Annotated in this window: 20 protein-coding genes; 5 read left to right on the forward strand and 15 right to left on the reverse strand. The window is 44.3% G+C overall.

Annotated elements, in window-relative coordinates; all coding sequences use genetic code 11:
• Window positions 1-41: 41 nt before the first annotated feature.
• The 3 genes from PSI23_RS05680 to PSI23_RS05690 are packed head-to-tail and all read left to right on the forward strand — an operon-like array spanning window position 42 to window position 4,383.
• Window positions 42-2,882, forward strand: a complete 2,841-nt coding sequence (locus PSI23_RS05680) for an aminotransferase class III-fold pyridoxal phosphate-dependent enzyme (RefSeq protein ID WP_273554177.1) — start codon at window positions 42-44, stop codon at window positions 2,880-2,882.
• Complete coding sequence (locus PSI23_RS05685; RefSeq protein ID WP_273554178.1) at window positions 2,879-3,613, forward strand: SDR family NAD(P)-dependent oxidoreductase; 735 nt, start codon at window positions 2,879-2,881, stop codon at window positions 3,611-3,613. The genes PSI23_RS05680 and PSI23_RS05685 overlap by 4 nt, the downstream gene beginning before the upstream one ends.
• A gap of 14 nt (window positions 3,614-3,627) precedes the next feature.
• A complete protein-coding gene (locus tag PSI23_RS05690; protein WP_273554179.1) occupies window positions 3,628-4,383 on the forward strand; it encodes an SDR family NAD(P)-dependent oxidoreductase in 756 nt (251 codons plus the stop codon).
• A gap of 179 nt (window positions 4,384-4,562) precedes the next feature.
• Here PSI23_RS05690 and fliR read toward each other — a convergent pair whose 3' ends face one another.
• From fliR to fliF, 13 genes are all read right to left on the reverse strand, one after another.
• On the reverse strand, window positions 4,563-5,345 hold the full coding sequence (gene fliR, locus PSI23_RS05695) for a flagellar biosynthetic protein FliR (protein WP_273554180.1): 783 nt from the start codon (window positions 5,343-5,345) through the stop codon (window positions 4,563-4,565).
• 2 nt (window positions 5,346-5,347) lie between these two features.
• On the reverse strand, window positions 5,348-5,617 hold the full coding sequence (gene fliQ, locus PSI23_RS05700) for a flagellar biosynthesis protein FliQ (protein ID WP_086108283.1): 270 nt from the start codon (window positions 5,615-5,617) through the stop codon (window positions 5,348-5,350).
• Between the two features lie 34 nt (window positions 5,618-5,651).
• Complete coding sequence (fliP, locus tag PSI23_RS05705; RefSeq protein WP_370688845.1) at window positions 5,652-6,368, reverse strand: flagellar type III secretion system pore protein FliP; 717 nt, start codon at window positions 6,366-6,368, stop codon at window positions 5,652-5,654.
• 82 nt (window positions 6,369-6,450) lie between these two features.
• A complete protein-coding gene (fliO, locus tag PSI23_RS05710; RefSeq protein ID WP_273554181.1) occupies window positions 6,451-6,915 on the reverse strand; it encodes a flagellar biosynthetic protein FliO in 465 nt (154 codons plus the stop codon).
• Between the two features lie 2 nt (window positions 6,916-6,917).
• The gene (fliN, locus tag PSI23_RS05715; RefSeq protein ID WP_273554182.1) at window positions 6,918-7,325 is read right to left on the reverse strand and encodes a flagellar motor switch protein FliN; all 408 of its coding nucleotides are present in this window, start codon (window positions 7,323-7,325) and stop codon (window positions 6,918-6,920) included.
• Window positions 7,318-8,325: a flagellar motor switch protein FliM gene (gene fliM / locus PSI23_RS05720; RefSeq protein ID WP_092519025.1), complete on the reverse strand. Its 1,008-nt coding sequence runs from the start codon at window positions 8,323-8,325 to the stop codon at window positions 7,318-7,320. The genes fliN and fliM overlap by 8 nt, the downstream gene beginning before the upstream one ends.
• A 5-nt stretch (window positions 8,326-8,330) precedes the next feature.
• Window positions 8,331-8,807, reverse strand: a complete 477-nt coding sequence (gene fliL / locus PSI23_RS05725; RefSeq protein WP_273554183.1) for a flagellar basal body-associated protein FliL — start codon at window positions 8,805-8,807, stop codon at window positions 8,331-8,333.
• 216 nt (window positions 8,808-9,023) lie between these two features.
• Entirely contained in the window at window positions 9,024-10,526 is a 1,503-nt protein-coding gene (locus tag PSI23_RS05730; RefSeq protein WP_273554184.1) for a flagellar hook-length control protein FliK, read from the reverse strand.
• Window positions 10,523-10,969 (reverse strand): flagellar export protein FliJ, encoded by a 447-nt coding sequence (gene fliJ / locus PSI23_RS05735; RefSeq protein ID WP_273554185.1) that lies wholly within the window; start codon window positions 10,967-10,969, stop codon window positions 10,523-10,525. Before fliJ ends, PSI23_RS05730 begins: the two co-directional genes overlap by 4 nt.
• 92 nt (window positions 10,970-11,061) lie before the next feature.
• Window positions 11,062-12,426, reverse strand: a complete 1,365-nt coding sequence (gene fliI, locus PSI23_RS05740) for a flagellar protein export ATPase FliI (RefSeq protein WP_273554186.1) — start codon at window positions 12,424-12,426, stop codon at window positions 11,062-11,064.
• Window positions 12,426-13,130: a flagellar assembly protein FliH gene (fliH, locus tag PSI23_RS05745; protein ID WP_273554187.1), complete on the reverse strand. Its 705-nt coding sequence runs from the start codon at window positions 13,128-13,130 to the stop codon at window positions 12,426-12,428. Before fliH ends, fliI begins: the two co-directional genes overlap by 1 nt.
• Entirely contained in the window at window positions 13,123-14,115 is a 993-nt protein-coding gene (gene fliG, locus PSI23_RS05750) for a flagellar motor switch protein FliG (RefSeq protein WP_273554188.1), read from the reverse strand. The genes fliH and fliG overlap by 8 nt, the downstream gene beginning before the upstream one ends.
• The gene (gene fliF / locus PSI23_RS05755) at window positions 14,112-15,821 is read right to left on the reverse strand and encodes a flagellar basal-body MS-ring/collar protein FliF (RefSeq protein WP_273554189.1); all 1,710 of its coding nucleotides are present in this window, start codon (window positions 15,819-15,821) and stop codon (window positions 14,112-14,114) included. Before fliF ends, fliG begins: the two co-directional genes overlap by 4 nt.
• A gap of 283 nt (window positions 15,822-16,104) precedes the next feature.
• Here fliF and fliE point away from each other — a divergent pair, with 283 nt between their 5' ends.
• Window positions 16,105-16,416 carry a flagellar hook-basal body complex protein FliE gene (gene fliE / locus PSI23_RS05760; RefSeq protein WP_273554190.1) on the forward strand — a complete coding sequence of 104 codons (312 nt, stop codon included), beginning with the start codon at window positions 16,105-16,107 and terminating at the stop codon, window positions 16,414-16,416.
• A 294-nt stretch (window positions 16,417-16,710) separates the two neighbouring features.
• Window positions 16,711-17,736: a glycoside hydrolase family 113 gene (locus tag PSI23_RS05765; protein WP_273554191.1), complete on the forward strand. Its 1,026-nt coding sequence runs from the start codon at window positions 16,711-16,713 to the stop codon at window positions 17,734-17,736.
• Between the two features lie 448 nt (window positions 17,737-18,184).
• On the opposite strand, the gene fliT is transcribed toward PSI23_RS05765, so the two are convergent.
• Together fliT and fliS are read right to left on the reverse strand one after the other, a co-directional pair.
• Window positions 18,185-18,559, reverse strand: coding sequence for a flagella biosynthesis regulatory protein FliT (gene fliT, locus PSI23_RS05775; RefSeq protein ID WP_273554192.1), 375 nt, complete (start codon window positions 18,557-18,559; stop codon window positions 18,185-18,187).
• A complete protein-coding gene (gene fliS, locus PSI23_RS05780; protein WP_086108269.1) occupies window positions 18,559-18,969 on the reverse strand; it encodes a flagellar export chaperone FliS in 411 nt (136 codons plus the stop codon). The genes fliT and fliS overlap by 1 nt, the downstream gene beginning before the upstream one ends.
• Between the last annotated feature and the right edge of the window lie 12 nt (window positions 18,970-18,981).

Here is an 18,981-nt window from a genome sequence, read left to right on the forward strand (position 1 = left end):
ACTATTTAATTAACACTATTTAATTAACAATAGGATTCACTATGGAAAGTTATGCTGCATTTTGTAAGCCTCTGCTTACCCGTGCTTTGGCTTCTATTGGGTTAAACAAGACCTACCACCGGGCTTCTGGAAATTTTCTGTATTGCAAAGATGAAAATGGACAGGAAATACCAATATTGGATCTGCTGGGAGGGTATGGTGCGACATTACTTGGGCACAATTCCCCTTTGATCAGAGAAAAAATCAAACGTTATCTTGATGAAGAAATTCCGGTTCATAACCAATTTTCCATTAGAAAGCCCGCAGCGATGTTGGCAGAAAGATTGAATGAGTTGTTGAAAGAAGAAACTGCAACCAATGGAGATTTTGTATTCTGTTTTGCCAGTACGGGGGCAGAATCAATGGAAGTTGCACTGAAGAGTGTCGAGTTTACACGTAATGCGCAACTTCTCGCATTAGGGCAAGAAGTGGCACAGGCTGCCAACATACTGGACAACGAAGCTGAGGTTGTACTGACGCAAGAGCAGAGACAGCAACTGAAATTGGAAAAAGATCCTACTATCCAGGAGATTAAACTGGCTTTGTCTGTGTTTAATCAATTTCAGTTAGACTCAAAGCCGACATTCCTTGCTCTTGAACATGCTTTTCATGGAAAGATGATGGTGACGGCGAACTGCACACATGGTGCCATGTATCGTGACTATTTGAAGCGGCTGAAAATTAACACGCTTTTTCTCTCTCCTGCCCAATTAGCTGAATTTGTCGAAATGGGGGAAAAAGCCAATGACATTTTAAACAGCTGGTTATGGTTGCCGCAGGAAGAGAATGGTCAAATTGTTTTGACCAAAAAGACATTTAGAACCGTGGCAGCACTGCTGGTAGAACCCATTCAGGGAGAAGGTGGGGTTTATCCACTCAGTGCAGAACAAGTCACTGGTATCAATCGGCTAAAACAGATCCTTGGATGCCCCATTATTGCTGATGAAGTACAGACCGGATCAGGGCGATGTGGATTTTTGGTGGCATCGAGTGATGCGGGTATTGATGCAGATTACTATGTGCTTTCCAAGGCGTTGGGCGGTGGATATGTCAAAATTGGTGTCGTTGCAATTCGCCAGAAAAGTTTTACGCCGGGGTTCGATTTAATCCAAAGCTCAACGTTCGGTGAAGATGATTTCTCCTGCCGGGTTGCGCTTGATTATATAAACCTGCTGCATATTGATCAGCGTAAGCTGCTGACGCAAGTTATCCAACTGGGAAATGAATTCAAAACGCGGCTGGAGGATTTAAAAGAGCAATATCCTGACGTCATCCAAGAAGTTCGTGGCAAGGGGTTGATCTGGGGAGTCGAATTCTATGATGTGATTAATTCAGATTCCTACATTCTGCAAAATATCGCAGCACAAGGCAGTTTGGGCTATGTGATCAGTGGTCATTTACTGTGTGGCAGCCATATTCGAGTGGCGCCTTCAGGCAGTGCAGCCAACGTGATTCGTGTGGAGCCATCTGTATTTCTGGAACTTTCACAGGTTATCCGTTTTATCGAAGCGCTTTCCCGCGTTTGTCTGGCTATTCGTTATGCCAATGCTGGCTTTATTGTTGCTCCCGTGCTTGGGAAACAACTTCCGTCTGTTGTTGCGGATTATCGTTGCAGCGATACAGAGCAAGAAGATGACTGTACGGCAGATTATAAGGCCGCTTTCGTGAATCATTTGATTTCAGCGGAATGGCTGAAAGAAGTTGACCCTTCTTTTAGCCTACTCAGCGACGAAGAAATGACGTTGTTTGTCGAAAATACCAGCTTTAATCTTGCGACAAAGCCGTTTAAACCCGCACGTATTCGCTCGGCTAATGGTCAGTCTGTGAGTTTTACACTGTATCCGATCCCCGTGACTTCAAAAATGATCAAGTCAGCGCTGGCACAAAATGATTTAGAGAGATTGCGGCATGAAATTGATCTCCGTGTTGCTCAGGCGGCGCAAGCCGGTAACACCGTGGTGGGTTTGGGCATGTTTACCTCGATAATTACTAATAATGGTAAGTCTGTGAAAAATAACCAGATAAATGTGACGACAGGTAATACTTTGACTGTGGGTATGGGAATTGAAGCCTTAAAAAATAGCATGCCAAATCGAGATATGAGCCACATTCGCATTGCGGTGATTGGGGGCGCGGGAAATATCGGTCGTGTTTATGCCGAGATTCTGGGGCCGCAATTTCTGGAGATGACATTGATTGGTAGTAATAATCATGGCTCGGTGAGAAAATTGAACGAAGTGAAATACCAGATTTATCAAAACATCTATGAACAATTTGTGACTAATTCTCAGTCAGTTATGGGAGGGCTGGCAAAACGTGTGATGGATTGCCTTTCATCAATGCCATCTGATGCCTTTGCAGGGAAACCCGTGGGTGAAGTGATAGATCACTACTTGAACCAGCATCATTCAGATCAAGTATTTATCCGTATTCCCCAGAATATTTCTGATATTGAACATAGTGATGTCATTGTTTGTGCAGCTAACGCTTCAGAAGCATTTATTCCTGTAGACAAGATAAAAAGAGGGGGAATTGTTTGTGACATTTCTGTGCCGCACAACTTGTCTGATAACGATTTAATTAACCGACCTGACATCCAGATCCTGCGCGGCGGTATCGTCCAGACACCTTGTCATGACAGCCTTGATCCCAGAGTCAGAGCATATTTGGGAGAAGGACAGCTTTATGCCTGTATGACGGAAACCATTTTACTGGCTCTGGAACAGTACAAAGGAAATTTCTCATACGGGAATATTTCCGCCAAACAAGTTCTCGACATTATGGCGATGGCCAAAAAACACCACTTCACCCTATCGGAAATCAAAGGAAATTCTAGCTTATGAGTGAGAAATATGCCGTTGTGACTGGCGGCAGTAAAGGTATTGGTCGTGCGATAGTTTTAAGTTTATTGGATAGGGGATACCGGGTTGCTTTTTGTTATCGCAAGGACACTCCTCAAACTGCCGATTTTATTACCCAAGTCACGCATGACTTCCCCGATATCCTGCCTGTCAGGGCTGATCTTGCCAAGGCAGAGGATGTCAGTACCTTTATTAATACCGTGAGTGAGGCATTTGGGCGTATTGATCTTTTGGTTAATAACGTCGGGATCATAAGGGATGGGTTATTGGCAACGATGGAAACCAAAGATATTGAGTTATTGATAAACAATAATTTATTAAGTTATATCTTATGTAGCCGCGAAGTGTTGAAAATGATGATACCGCAGCGTAGCGGGCACATTATCAATATTTCATCTATTTCAGCCCAAAGGCCCAATAAGGGGCAATCAATCTATGCCGCAACCAAAGGCGGTATAGAATCATTAACACGGGCACTTGCCGTTGAGGTAGCACCCAAGAATATTCGGGTCAATGCAATTGCTCCCGGGATTATTCAAACAGAGATGTCAGAGAACTTATTAAAAACACACAAAGAATTAATTAATAGCAAAGTATTGCTCAAACGCGTCGGTGTTGTCAGCGAAATTACCTCGGCAGTTCATTTTCTTATGGAAAATCACTATATGACGGGAGAGGTAATTAATGTCAACGGTGGTATTACCCTGAGTTAATGAAGGAAAATTTAATGTTGACGTTCATTGTAACTGGTGTTGCCAGTGGAATAGGCTATGCCGTCTGCCAGAAATTGCTGACGACTGGATATCGTATCATTGCCATTGATATTAACAGCGAAGGGCTGAATGAACTGGCAGAACAATTTCCGGGATTGGTTGATGTACTTCAAATTGATTTGACTGATGAAAACGCCATCGCTAATCAGTTGGTGCCTCTGTTTAAAGAGGGCAAATTACAAGGAATATTACAAGGAATAGTCATTAGTCATGGTAAAGATAATGATAATGAAATTGGAGATAGTGATATTTGGGATTCGATATTGGCTGCCAATCTATATTCAGTCCAACGCCTATTATCGAATGTCGTACCCAATATCCTTTCTGGAGGCAGGATTGTCATTATTTCATCTATTCTTGGTAAGGCAGGAAAGAAACACAATAGCGCTTACTGTGTATCCAAACATGCTTTGCTTGGATTAACGAAATCGCTGGCTTTGGATTTGGCAGAAAGGCAAATTACCGTAAATGCAGTACTGCCTTCTTGGGTGGATACGCCAATGTTGTTGAAGGGACTGGAGCCACAGGCAAAACTGCTTGGATGTTCAACATCGACCTTACTCAGACGTATTGCAAAACGTATCCCGCTGAAGAGATTGGTCAGCCCTCAGGATGTTGCCAGTGCTGTGATGTTTTTCATTTCTTTAGATGCAGCCATGATTACGGCTCAAGGGTTGGTGATTGATGGCGGGGATGGGGGTGGAATATAAATGTTATTTTCGTCGATAGTGAATAAGTGCTATGTAAGATAAATGCTATGTAAGATAAGTGTTATAACGTAGCAAGAGCGATTGCTCTGATGTTAGAGGGACTTTTAGCCTGTTATCGGAATAAATAACAGGCTAAATAAAGCGGGAGGAGATTTAGCCAGAAAAATTCTGTTTGTTTATTACAGCACCATTTCACTAACAATCACCGCCAGGCGATCGAACATTTCTCCGAATAAACGTTCAGTAAATGGCACCAGCATCGGGAACACCAGAGAGAGTGTGAAAATCCCTACTGTCAGGGTCAGAGGAAAACCGACCACAAACACGGAAAGTTGGGGTGTCATGCGATTCAATATTCCCAGGGAAAAGTTCAAGACCAGAAGCAGGGTAATCATTGGCATTGCCAGCATCATGCCATTGATAAAGATCAGGCTGGCACTTTGGGCTAGTAATAAAAAACCCTTTGGATTCAATTGAGTTGGTTTAATGGGAATAGAATGAAAAGTATCTGCCAGAATCGACAATAGCCATAAATGCCCGTCAAAAGCCAAAAACAGCAATAACATCAGCATATTCAGAATACGGGCTAAAATAGGCATATTCGGGCCACCTGTAGGATCAAAAAAGGTGGCGAATGAAAGTCCCATTTGTAAGCCGAGCACTTCACCGGCATAGCGTACTACGGCAAAGGCGATCTGCATGGTCAATCCCAAAGCCATGCCAATCAATATTTGTTGTATTAAAACCCAAATTCCGACAACAGAAAAAATCGGAATTTGGGGAGAAGGGAAAGTTGGAACAAGTATGGCTGTGATTACTAGCGCTAAGCCAATTTTGACTTTTATTGGTACCTGTTTTTCACTGAAAATGGGCGCTGTGCTAAATAACGCCATCAAGCGCACCAATGGCCAGAAAAAATCACTGACGAGGCGGGAAAGTGTTTCGGTATCAAACGGGATCATAATTAACCGATAATATGCGGAATGCTAGTAAACAAGGCGCGCATGTAATCCAGCAGTAAGTTTAGCATCCATGGCCCGGCGATGATGATAGTAGTGACGACGGCCAAAATTTTCGGAATAAACGATAAGGTCATTTCGTTTACCTGAGTTGCCGCCTGTAATAAGCTGATGATCAAGCCACAAACCAAGGCAGACAAAAGGAGTGGTGCAGCCAGAGCCAACGCCACTTTCATTGCCTCAACACCAAGGGCCATTATCGATTCTGGAGTCATAATTTTCTCAAGCCATTGTTTAGATATAAAAGCTTTAGATATAAAAGCTTTGCGCCAGCGAGCCAAGCAATAATTGCCAGCCATCTACCAAGACAAACAGCATGAGTTTGAACGGTAGTGATATGGTAGCTGGTGGAACCATCATCATCCCCAATGCCATCAAAACACTGGCAACAACCAGATCGATGATCAAGAACGGAATAAAGAGCGTAAAACCAATCTGGAACGCAGTTTTCAATTCACTGGTAATAAACGCGGGAACGAGTACGCGCATTGGAACAGAATCCGCAGTTTCAAATGCTTCCTGATCTGCAAGACGGGCAAATAGCGCCAGATCATTTTCTCTTGTCTGACGCAGCATGAATTGGCGCAGAGGCTTGGCACCGTTATCCAGCGCGACTTCCAGAGTGATGTCATCTTTGCTATAGGGCAGGTAGGCGTTTTTATAGACATCATCGAATGCCGGCGCCATGATGAAAAAAGTCATAAACAGTGCCAAACCCAGCATAACTTGGTTAGGCGGAGCTGAAGGTGTTCCCAATGCATTGCGCAGCAAGCCGAGTACAATGATGATGCGGGTAAAGCTGGTCATCATTAGCAGAGCGGCAGGGATAAACCCCAATGCCGTGATGAAAATCAAGGTTTGAACAGGCAATGACCAACTTTGTCCGCCATTGGCCAGGGGTTGGCTTATGATGCCAGGCAACTCAGCAGCCGCGTTCATAGGGAACAGCGGCAGCAAAAGCGCCATAAACAGAGTTGTCAAACGTATTTGATAAAGCCATGAGACAAATTTCTTGCCTGTCATTCGGTTGACTGCCATAAAAAAAACTCTATTTCTCATCATCGTCCTTGTTATTCTTGTTTTTTCGCTGGAGTGTATTTTTTAGCATTTGACTAAATGGCAAAGACTTCATCGCGGTTCCCTTTTCCGCACTATCAGGTGGTACAGGCATTTGATGCAGCATGTTGATCTGTTGAGATGTGACTCCCAAGACCAGCCAGTTATCTTCGATTTCTACGACAACGACCCGCTCTTTCGGTCCGAGGGAGCAACTTGCCTTAACGTTCAGCAAACGATGATTTTTGCTTTTGGCCGGTGAAAAACCCAAACGGCGAATTAGCCATGTCATGAAGAAAATCAACAATAAAATACCACCCAGTGCACTGCTGATTTGCATCAGTGTTTGGCTGGCGGGGAGGGGGGCACTATTGCCGGCTATTGTATTAACAGGTGCGGCATCTGATGCCGCACCATGTTGAAAAGAAGTATGAACGGAAGGCTGGTTCGCCATCATGGTTAACGACTCAAGCGACGCATACGCTCAGAAGGAGTGATGATATCGGTGATACGGATACCGTATTTATCGGATACGACGACCACTTCTCCCTGTGCGATCAAATAACCATTAATCAGAATATCCAATGGCTCACCCGCCAGTCCATCAAGGGGAACCACTGAGCCTTGTGACAGTCTCAACAGTTGTTTGATGGTCATTTTGGTGCGTCCTAGCTCCACAGAGAGCTTAACGGGAATATCCATGATCAAATCAATGTCGGAGAGTTGGGCTAACGCATCCTGCGCTTCCAGATTCTCAAATATTGACGCGCCGCCGTCAGAGGTTTGCTGTGCGGCCTGTTGTTCCAGCGCTTCTGCCCACATATCTTCAGTCAATCTGGTATCTGTGGGTTGTTTAGCATCACTCATTGGGCTTTTCCTCATCCAGAGCAGTTAAAACAGGGTTAATCAGGTGTTCAACACGCAGGGCATATTGCCCGTTCAGTGTTCCATATTGACTGGTGAGCACAGGCACACCGTCAACGTGAACGATTAGGCGTTCAGGTTTTTCAATCGGCAGGACATCGCCACTTTTCAGTTCAAGGATCTTTGACAGCCGCAGGGGGATATCAACAAAATTCGCCACCAGTTCTAATTCTGAATGTTGAACTTGTTTCACCAAAGTTTCACGCCACTGGCTATCTTCCTGACGCGCATTTTCCACAGGGGGATTGGTCAGACGTTCGCGCAGGGGTTCGATCATGGCGAATGGAATACAAATATTGAATTCCCCGGTCAATGCACCGATCTCCACTTGGAACGGTGTGGTAACCACGATGTCGTTCGGCGAAGTGGTGATATTGGTGAACTTTATTTGCGTCTCGGAACGCACGTATTCCACGTCAAGTTTAAAGATGGAATCCCATGAATCACGATAGGCATCCAGCGCCAGTTTCAGCATCCGGTTGATAATCCGCTGTTCGGTATAAGTAAATTCACGGCCTTCCACTTTGGTTGGAAAACGGCCATCTCCCCCGAACAGGTTATCAACAGCGATATAGACTAAGCTTGGCTCGAAAGCAAATAGTGCGGTTCCCCTCAATGGTTTCAGATGAACCAGATTGAGATTGGTTGGCACAGCCAAATTGCGGGCAAATTCGTGGTAAGGCTGGACTTTTATGGCACCGACCGTGATATCCGGACTGCGGCGCAGCATGTTAAACAGCCCCATCCTGAATTGGCGGGCAAAACGTTCATTGATGATTTCCAGTGACTGCAAACGTTCGCGCACAACACGACGTTGTGTATTGGGATCGTAAGGGCGAACCTCATTTTCCCCAGACGCAGTTTGTTCTACGTCATCAGCAGAGGCACTGTCACCATTGAGCAGAGCATCAATCTCTGCTTGTGAAAGAATATTGTCACTCATAGTGATTATCGCAGAATAAACGTGGTAAAAAATACATCGGCGATTTCCTGATCAGGTTCACCGGGTATTAGTGTCGGGTGTAGTGTCTGTTTGATATCTGCCATTAAATGCATCTTGCCGTCATCTTTTGCCAGAGCAGTGGCTTTCTGGCGAGATAACAGCAGCAGCATGCGGCTACGAACTTCTGGCAGATAATCATGGAGGCGCTGACGGGTTTTTTGGTCAGACAAACGCAATGTGACGCCAACATATAAAACACGATCGAAATGCTCTTCGTTGTCGATCAAATTGACAGTAAAAGGCTCCAAGGCCATAAATACTGGTGTATCAATAACATTAGCTTTCTCTGTACTGTTATTGGCTGACTGGCTCATTACCCACCAGCTGTACCCTCCAATGGCAGCACCAAGAACAGCAATCAGTATTAACATTATTATCCAAATTGGATTTGTGCGTTTATGCTCGTAGCTATAATCAGACATGGACAGACAAATTCCTGTTTTCCGTTGCGAATAAGTTTCCGCGCATTCCATGGCGGAACCCTTATCCATCAAATTCGATATCAATTATCCCGCGTCTTTGTTCCGGCAATGGCTGGAACAAACGAGGAAAAAACTATTAACTCACTCGTTTGTTATCGGCCCTTTTTCTTTTTATTACAGTGCATCATGAAATTAGGCGAATAATTAGCTGGATAATTAGGCAAAGGTATCAACACCTCCCCGGGTCGAGGCGAGTTGTTGAGGTGTTATACTGATAGCTGATGTATGGGAGGTCGTGCTCCCTGTTGCAGCCGCTAAACCATGATTTTGATTCTCAGCATGGGAATTGGGATTATTGTTCGGGTTATTGGCGTGATTATTCGCGTGGTGCTCTGATTGCCCATTTCCCTGAGCATCATTGTTGACACTGCTTTGTGCCAATTGAATGCCATTTTCAGCCAGTGCATGGCGTAACCCCGGCAAAGCAGCTTCCAGAGCTGCACGAACATTCTGATGGGCGGAAACAAAATGCAACTGTGCTTGATTGTCTTCAACGCTCATACGAATGTGCAGCGCACCCAATTCCTGAGGATGTAAGCTAAGTTCTGCCTGTTGCAGACCATTGCGGTTAAAGAACAGTACATGCTGGTTGAGTTGTTGCTGCCACTCTTCGCTGCCAAGATGGGCATTCAATAGAGGTGCAGTTGTGCTGTTCAATTGAAATTGCCCTGTTGAATGCTGGCCGGCTGAAAGTAGGGGAGAGGTTGCCAATAGCGCAGGTGAGTCAATAGACACTGCTTCTGCCATAGGAGGAGCCGTCAATGCAGGTGCTGCCTGAATTGCCATCTGGAGCAGATTCGACTCTTTGCTGCTTGGAGCTGCACCTTTGAGGGGAGCATTACCAGACTCAGTCTTACCATTGCTATTATTAGTCGCATTAGTAACCGCAAGTTTGGTTTGTCCAGCGTTCGGAGTCCATCCAGATTGAAGATTAGCTGAACCCTCGGCTTTATTACTCAGAGACGTTCCCTGTTTAGCCAAAAGCTGAATGCCTTCATCTTGCAGTTCAGTGTCAGTTAATTTGCTATTTTTGGCACTTTTGCCCAGCATTACATTTACAGCGCTGCTTTCACCATCCTGCAACTTATTTTTTAATGATTCGTTTTCCTGCAACTTATTTTTTAATGATTCGTTTTCCTGCAATGCATTTTCCAACAACGAATTTTCCAATGATACATTGCCCATAAATCCATCAGTATCTTCCGGAAGAGTGATAGAGTTTGCATGTGGGGCGAGTAGTCCCACAAGCTGGATTGGTATTGCTGCGCTTAATGCTTCGGCTGATAAGAGATCTTCATCTTTCAATACAGCAAATTCAGCACTATTTTCTTGCTGCTCTGTTTCCAGTTGTGATCTACCTTCAATCACTGTGTTATTTGATGCTGATGTCAATAGCGACCTGTTTTCTGCTGTTTTATCAGAGGTAGATTTTCCCTCTTTCAGGTTATTTTGATTTGCCTGACTATTTCTATCTGCCTGAACATCCGCCTGAACACCGGCCTGAACGGTGGTTTTCCGTATAGAGGCTGTTTCTGCATTGAGAAGTTGCCCAAATTGAGAAGAATGGTTATCGATCACGGAATTATTCAAAACTGCCTGACTTTTGTCTGGGCCTTTGTCCGTGGGTTTTAAATCAGTAGGCAAAAGAGTGAGATTCATTGTTTCATTCTCCATTGTGCACCACGTTGTGCGTACTCGTCCATTTGTTTTTGCTCCATGCGATTTTGGTGTAACTTCAAATTATGCTCTGCCCGCTGTTGCAGTGTGTCGAAGGCATTCAGACGTTGTTGTTTTTCCTGCCATTGTGATATGGCTTGCTCAAGACGTTTTTTCCATTGATTGAGCTGTAATTTGTGCTGTTCAATTGCCATTTCCAGCGTTTTCATAAACTGCTGATAATTTTGCCAAGTCGAGCAGGACATACCGCTGCTGAGTGTGTCATTCAAACGGGTACGATATTCATCCTGATAATTCATTAACGCCGTGAGTTGTTGCTCCATTTGCTGGTGACTTTGCCGAGTTTTTGCAAGTTGCGATGCGGCTTTTTCTGCCGCATCTTGGGCAAGTTCACGCAAAGTCACGAGAGGGGAGTGTTGTTGCATGTATTTCCTCGTTTTAATCACCAAACAGACATAAGCGTTACTGAATTACATCAATAGTAAGGTTATATCGAAAAAAGTTATATCGGCAATTATTATGTCGGTAATAACTGTTGAAGCTGAGAACAGGCCGGCCCGTACTCGCTACGTTCGTCAATGCCTTGTTGCAGAAATTGAGCTATATGTGGATAAAGCTGAATCGCCTTGTCAAGTAGGGGATCACTGCCCGCAGCATATGCACCAACGTTGATCAAATCTCGGTTGCGCTGATAACTGGAAAGCAACTGTTTGAAATGTTGTACCCGCCGATAATGGGTATTGTCGATCAGCGCAGTCATGGCACGACTGATGGAGGCTTCGATATCAATCGCAGGATAATGACCTGATTCCGCCAATGAACGTGATAACACGATATGACCATCCAGGATGGCACGTGCAGAATCGGCAATCGGATCTTGCTGGTCATCACCTTCTGTCAGCACGGTATAAAATGCAGTAATGGAACCGCCATCACTGACACCATTACCTGCTCTTTCCACCAATGCCGGCAACTTGGCAAACACAGAAGGGGGATAACCTTTAGTTGCCGGGGGTTCACCGATAGCCAGTGCAATTTCACGCTGAGCCATGCTGTAACGGGTCAGGGAATCCATGATCAGCAGAACATGTTTACCCCGATCACGAAAATCTTCAGCGATGCGGGTCGCATAAGAGGCTCCTTGCATTCTCAGCAACGGTGAAATATCGGCAGGAGCGGCGACGACGACAGAGCGTGATAATCCTTCTGTACCCAAGATGTTTTCGATGAAGTCTTTAACTTCACGACCACGTTCACCAATCAATCCCACAACGATCACATCTGCTTGGGTATAACGCGCCATCATGCCAAGCAACACACTTTTACCGACCCCTGAGCCAGCAAATAATCCCATGCGTTGTCCACGTCCCACGGTCAGCAGGGCATTAATGGCACGGACGCCAACATCCAACACACTGCTGATGGGCGTTCTTTGCAGGGGATTGAGTGGGGGTGTTGTCAGGGAAGCGCGATAGCCAGTATCAGGGGCAGGTAAACCATCAAGGGGGCGCCCTGCACCATCCAGAACCCTGCCAAGTAATTCTGGCCCGAGAGGCAAGCGGCGTCCGCCACCAGCATCTTCACCATAAGAACGGGCATAGACGCGTGCACCCGGTACAATGCCTTCCAGTTCTTCCAGTGGCATTAACAACAATTTTTCGCCATTGAAGCCGACGACTTCGCTTTCAACTTCTTCAATGATACTGCCATTTTGACGCTCGATCAGACAGGTGGCACCGAGGGGCATATGCAAGCCAGTGGCTTCCAGCACCAAGCCTGTGGCGCGGGTCAGGCGTCCATAGCGGCGTACTTTCGGTGTTTTTTCCAGACGCTTTTCTAATGAATCCAAGGTTGCCAGCCAGCGACCAAGTCTTGTTGTCATCACAATTCTCCCGGTGCTGCCAGACGGCACATTTCATACCAGCGGGTTGCTAAACTGGCGTCCATATCGCTTTCATCGGCACTGATTTTACAACCGCCCGGATGCAGTTTGTTATCGGCAATCAAGCGCCAGCCGTGCAGTGCCAAAAGTTCCCCCAGTTGCTGCTCAACCAGAGGAATGTTTTGTGGATGAACACGTAATTGTGGTTTTCCGCTGAACATAGGTTCTTGCTGGATAAATTCGCGGATCTGATTCAACAGGGCAGTGCCATCACATACAGCGGGCTGCCCCAGAATATGGTGGGCAGCGGTCAATGAAAGTTGCATCAGGCGGGAAGCAATAACGGTATCCAATCCATCCATTGAATGGCTAAAATCCGTTAGCAAGGTTTTCCACTGTTCGATAACAACTTGCTGTTGTTGTTGGGCTTCCTGCAAACCTTGTTCCAGTCCTGCTTGCCGGCCTTCCTGAACCCCTTGTTCATAACCCTGCACCTGTCCTTCTGCAAAGCCCTGCGCATGACCAGCCTGACGAGCTTGTTCTTTCAGCCCGTCCAATATTCTTGCTTGTTCCAGCAGCCGATCCTGTTCGCTTGGCTCCTGTTCCTCATCCATGGGTTCCAGTTTTGCTCGCAGCGTTTCCCACTGAGTCAGTTCGCCCGGTTGCCACGGCCGCCAGTTTCCATTATTCGACTTATCAGACATAGGTATCGTCACCACCATTTAGGATCATTTCGCCATTTTCTGCCAGACGACGAACAATAAGCAGAATGGCTTTCTGTTCAGCTTCCACTTGGGACATACGTACAGGACCACGCGTTGCCAAATCATCACGCATGATTTCAGCAGCACGTTGTGACATATTGTTGAGGAAGTGATCGCGCAATGCCTGATCGCAGCCTTTCAATGCCACCAGCAAGGAGTCGGTTGTAATTTCTTGCAACAGGCGTTGGATACTGCGATCGTCCACGCCGATAAGATTTTCGAACAGAAACATTTCATCAATGATTTTCTGTGCCAGTTCACCATCGTAGGTACGAACCGCATCAATGACACTTTCTTCCTGTTGGCTTTTCATCAAGTTGATGATTTCTGCCGCAGTACGAACACCACCCATTTTGCTGCGTTTCAGGTTCTGACCGTCCAATAGGTTGTTCAGCACTTCTGTCAATTCCGCCAGGGCGGATGGCTGTACACCGCCAAAAGTGGCAATACGCAGCATTACATCGTTGCGCAGGCGATCATCCAACAGGGCAAGAATATCGGCTGCCTGACCACGGCTCAGATGAACCAAAATGGTGGCAATGATCTGCGGATGTTCATCGCGGATCATATCGGTCGCCATCTGCGGCTCCATAAAGTTGAGGGTTTCTATACCCGTTGTGGTATCACGGGACTCAAGAATATCCTCAAGCAAGCTGGAAGCCCGTTCTTCACCTAATGCTTTGATCAGTACGCTGCGCAGATAGTCGTTGGCGTTGATGCTAAGGGCAGTATACTGCCCCGCATCTTCTTCAAACTCTGCCAGCACGTCAACCAGTTGCTGATTGGAGACTTGTCTCATCCCCGCCATGACAATACTCAGTTGTTGTACTTCCCGGGAATTCAGGTGCTTGAACACCTCGGCCGCCTGATCTTCTCCCAGGGTCATTAACATGACGGCACTTCTTTCTGTTCCGGTCAGGCTCATTGTTCGTTACTCATCCATTGACGGATCACCAGCGCGACGACGCGAGGATCTTTTTCTGCAAGTTCACGGATACGCTGGCTTTGAAGCTCAGCATTGACACGTTGGCGAGACAGCTGACGGCGCATTTTTTCGTCCATTTCAGCATTGACTTCTGTTTGCGGTTTATGCTGTTTTTTCTGCGCTTCCAATGCGGCTTTTTCCGCAGCACGTTTTTTGGCGATTTGTGGCACGATCATTTTGCGCCACAGTAACCATGCAACCAGAGCCAACAGTAACCAACGGCCTGCTTCCAACAGTTTTTCCAGCAGGACAGGGTGCTGCCAGAATGGCAGAGGTTCTAACGTTTCGGCTGCGTTATTGAATGGTGTGTTAACCACATTCAGACTATCGCCGCGGTCAGCAGAGAAGCCCATAGCTTCACGGGTCAGAGCCTCGATCTGTGAAAGCTGTTCTGGTGTCAGTGCTTGTGTTTCAGGGCCACTTTTCCCCTGAACGGAGGCATAGTTAACTACGACAGCAACTGAAAGACGTTCCACTGCACCAGCCTGTAATTGGGTATGGCGAATGGTGCGATCCACTTCATAGTTGATGCGTTCGTCATAACGGTTATTGCGGTTGTTACTTACCGTGCGCTCGTAGCTGTTGTTATTGTTAGCTTTATTGCGCTGCTGGCCAGATTTTTCGTCACCGTTATCTTTGGCATTTGCATTCGGTTTTTCAATCGGGGCTCTTGGTGCAGCATTTGGCTGATTCGACAATGCACCCGGCACACCACCCACCAATGGTCCGCCGCTTTGCTCGCTGGAACTGCTCTGTTTGGAGCGAATGGAAGCCTTATTTGGTGGCTGATTCGGTTTATACTCTTCCGCTGTTTCTTCGCGGCGAGAGAAATCAATTTGAGCTGTTACCTGCGCATGTACATTGCCACGACCAACCACAGGCGCCAGAATGGTTTCAATGCGGTGCTGGAAACGATTTTCCACTTCCTGCGTATATTTCAGCTGATTTGTATTTAAATCGCGGCCAGTGGCATCGCTCTGCGTTAGCAGACGTCCTGATTGATCCACAATCGTGACATTACCTGCTGGCAGGCCGGCAACACTGCTTGAAACCATATGTACGATGGCGTTGATTTGTCCTTCGTCCAGCACACGGCCTTGCAGCAATCCCACGGTTACTGAAGCTGATGGCGATTTTTGTTCACGAACAAACAGAGAAGGCTTAGGCAAGGCCAGATGAACCCGGGCGCTCTGAACTGGGCCGAGTGATTCCACGGTACGAGCCAACTCACCTTCCAGCGCACGTTGGTAATTTACCTGCTCACTGAACTGACTGATACCGAATTTCTCTTTATCCAATAGTTCGAAACCCGCAGCTCCTCCTTTAGGCAGTCCTTGCTGGGCCAGTTTCAGGCGAGTCTCATGCACCTTTTCGGTAGGTATCATGAGAGCAGATCCATTTTCGGAAAAACGATAAGGGACGTTCATTTGAGTTAATTGCGTAACGATTTCGCCGCCATCCTTATCACTCAGATTGCTGTAAAGCACCCGATAGTCGGGACTGCGCAACCAGAGAAACAGGGCGACGACGATAGTGATGGCAGCAGAGCCAGCAACTAATAACGGAACTTTTGGATCAGCTTTTATCCTGCTGATAATAGCGTTGAAACCTTTTTGGTTTTCAACGTCGGTTGTTGCTGCACTCATAGACGATCCTTGCCTTGCTGGTCAACATGAATACTAAAAGCGTGGCGTAACAAAACAGACTCCCCATACGCAAGCGAAAAGATTCTTCCTATTATTAATTCCATCATTATTCGCTGTTCACACCTCTTTTAATGGCACAATAAGCTTCGAATTTTTACTTTAATTACCCGCTTTAGTTTGGAAGGGCTGTGTTACGGTGGCTGCGTGGAAAACTGCCAACCAGCCCACGGCTAATATGGCACTTAATCACGTAATCAATAGGGTGATTTAACGAGAGGTTTTTATGTCAATTCAGGCAATTGAAGGTGTACTGCAACAGATGCAGACTCAGGCATTACAAGCAGCAAATATTGCCAAACCTATTTCAGTACAGGGCGGTTTTGCCAGCCAACTCACTGCCGCAGTAGGAAAAATAAACGAAACACGCTTGAGCGCAGAGAAGAAGACACAAGATTTCACACTGGGAGTTCAGGGGGTGGAGCTAAATGATGTAATGGTTAATATGCAAAAAGCGAGTATTTCGTTGCAAATGGGCATTCAGGTAAGGAATAAGCTGGTTAATGCGTATCACGAAGTTATGAATATGCAGGTTTAATTAGCGAATATAATTAGTGTTCATAAAAGAACTATCTCCCTTTTTTGTATAGAGAATTAGTTGACCATGTTTTAATTTTAGACGAAAGCATCTTACAAGAGTAAAAATACATTGTTTGAGATGCTTTTTTATTTATGACTGAATTTTTAATTAATGAATAATATATCTGATATTAATAAAAATGGTTTTATAAAAAATATTACCTTAAGTAAATTTATGCCATTATTTCACCTTTAAAAAAGATAAAGTATAAAGTTCATGATTAAATAAACTGGCTAAATATCAGAGGTGATTATGAGTAATTCCTTTTATCAAAAATTGACGAAAAGAGATACTGTCAAAGAAAATAAGATAAAATCAGGTAATATAACGGTACGAGATGTAATTAATATAGAAAAAATATTAGAAGATGTGAAGCGGTTTAATTTGAATGCAATAAATGTCCCTGTGCAAATAGATATCCCAGATGTAACTGCTTCTAAAGTGACAGTGAATCAATCTCAAAAACAACAATCTATTATTTTGATTGAAGAATTATTAAAGCATGATATAAAAATTATCGTTGAACCTTTTCCATTTATTAAGCAAGGAACTATTGGCGAAACCGAATGGAACCCAAGTGATATTAATGCTTTTTTTTGGGATTGGAAAACAGTTGTATTACAAGATATCTTTGATTCAATAACTAGCAAATATAATATTTACGGATTAAAAATAGCTTCTAATTTTATTTATATGGAATATGCCGAAGGGTATTGGAATGATGTCATCGATTTTGTCCGTAAACAATATAGTGGTAACGTTATATATCAGATGAATTCATGGGTAACCGCAGATTGGGATCCTTCCTACGAAGCTAAATTTATACAGAAGATAAATCGGCCTTATTTAAAAAGAGTGGATATTGTTAGTATCGATAGCTGGTTTGAAGTTTCAGATAAGAAAGTTCCATCTTATGAAGAAATAATACAAGGTCTGTTCTCAACGACAGTCTATAATCGTAATCAGGATGTTATTTACCAAATTGGGCGGTTGCATCGTTCCACGAAAAAACCGGTATATTTTGGTGGGTTTAATATTCCTGCATGTGAATTTGGATTACTAACGCCATGGAACCCATTGACTTCAGATGTATTCTCTACAGAAATACAAATTAATGGCTGGCGAGCTTATAGAAGAATAATGGAACCCCAATCCTATTTTAAAGGGTTTTCAATATGGTTTATTGGATCTTATGATAAAAATCATCCATATCAGATTCACAGTAAAGAAGCAGAAATAATAATCAATGAGTGGTACAAAGAGTCGTATTATCAGTGAGTATAGCTGTAGTAGTTTAGGTATAGTAGTTCAAGCTTGATATTTCCTACCAGCAGTTATCAGGAGAAGCTTGAACTACATAAAGGTTATGGAACTATCGCAAATGAACGTACTGGAAAGCCCGTTGCATTATTTTCCCTAAAATCTTTGGCTGAGTCAGTAGCAAAGGTTTTATGTCCAATTGTTTTAATTCTCCGTTCTTCAAATTGATAATACCTCCTGTTAATTGCTTTAAAAAGCCACAGTTATCATTTTTTTGGTTAATTCTTTGTAAAAGATTATATGTAAGTTATCTTGATTGTTTGCAAAATATAAATAAAATAAAGTGCCGAATTAGATTAATCAAAAAAGCGATGGTGACGAATTGACACCACCTAAAATGAAGCAAATGAATGACACCATTAATCAGTGTTATTCTTAAATAGAACTACTGTCGCCGTTGTTATATTTATTTTGATTCTGTCGTAGTCAACTCCATTTCATAGTTGCTGACAGGGAACTGCCCGTATGTATCATGTAAGAGTTGTTTACAACTTTCCTGTTTAATCAGGTCGCTGAGTTCATTTAACCTTTTTTGCAACAATCTCTTAGTCTCTTTTTCATTATCCAAGACAGTTTGCAAAATTTTGGTCAATTGCTGCTGGAATGAAAATGGTGTGTCTGAGTTTTCCGATATTAAAGTCACCATTTCTACTGCCTTCAGATAAGTGATTTCCATCTCAACAAGTTCATCCCATTTTTCATTTCTGGCTAAATCAATCATTTGCTCACTTAAACTAAGGATCCGCTGGTAAGCTGACAAAAGATCCATATCATTTTTCATTAAACAATATCCTGACTGGCGTTGTAATGAGGACCTATTTGCCGCCAAGAATCTGAAATCTCGGTAAGTAAATCAATCACTTCGGTAATGGCCTTCTCATCATTGCGTAAATTGGCATGGAGTAAACGGCGACCCATATAATCATATAAATCAAAAAGATTCTGAGCAATCTCGCCGCCTTTCTCGAAATCTAACCCCTCTTTGAGACCATTATCAATGATATTGATCGCCTTTGAAATAGCTAAACCTTTCTCTGGGATATTGCCCTGTTGCATCAGAATAATTGCACGGCGTAGGGCGCTGAGCGCCCCATTGAACAATATCTGAATCAACTGATAGGGAGAGGCATTCATAATTTCGCTCTCAAGATCTACCTGAGCATATAATTGGCTTGCCGAACGCTGATACATTAGTGTCCTTTT

Origin of the sequence: Xenorhabdus yunnanensis, assembly GCF_028598805.1 — a bacterium.
Classification (GTDB): Bacteria; Pseudomonadota; Gammaproteobacteria; order Enterobacterales; family Enterobacteriaceae; genus Xenorhabdus; species Xenorhabdus yunnanensis.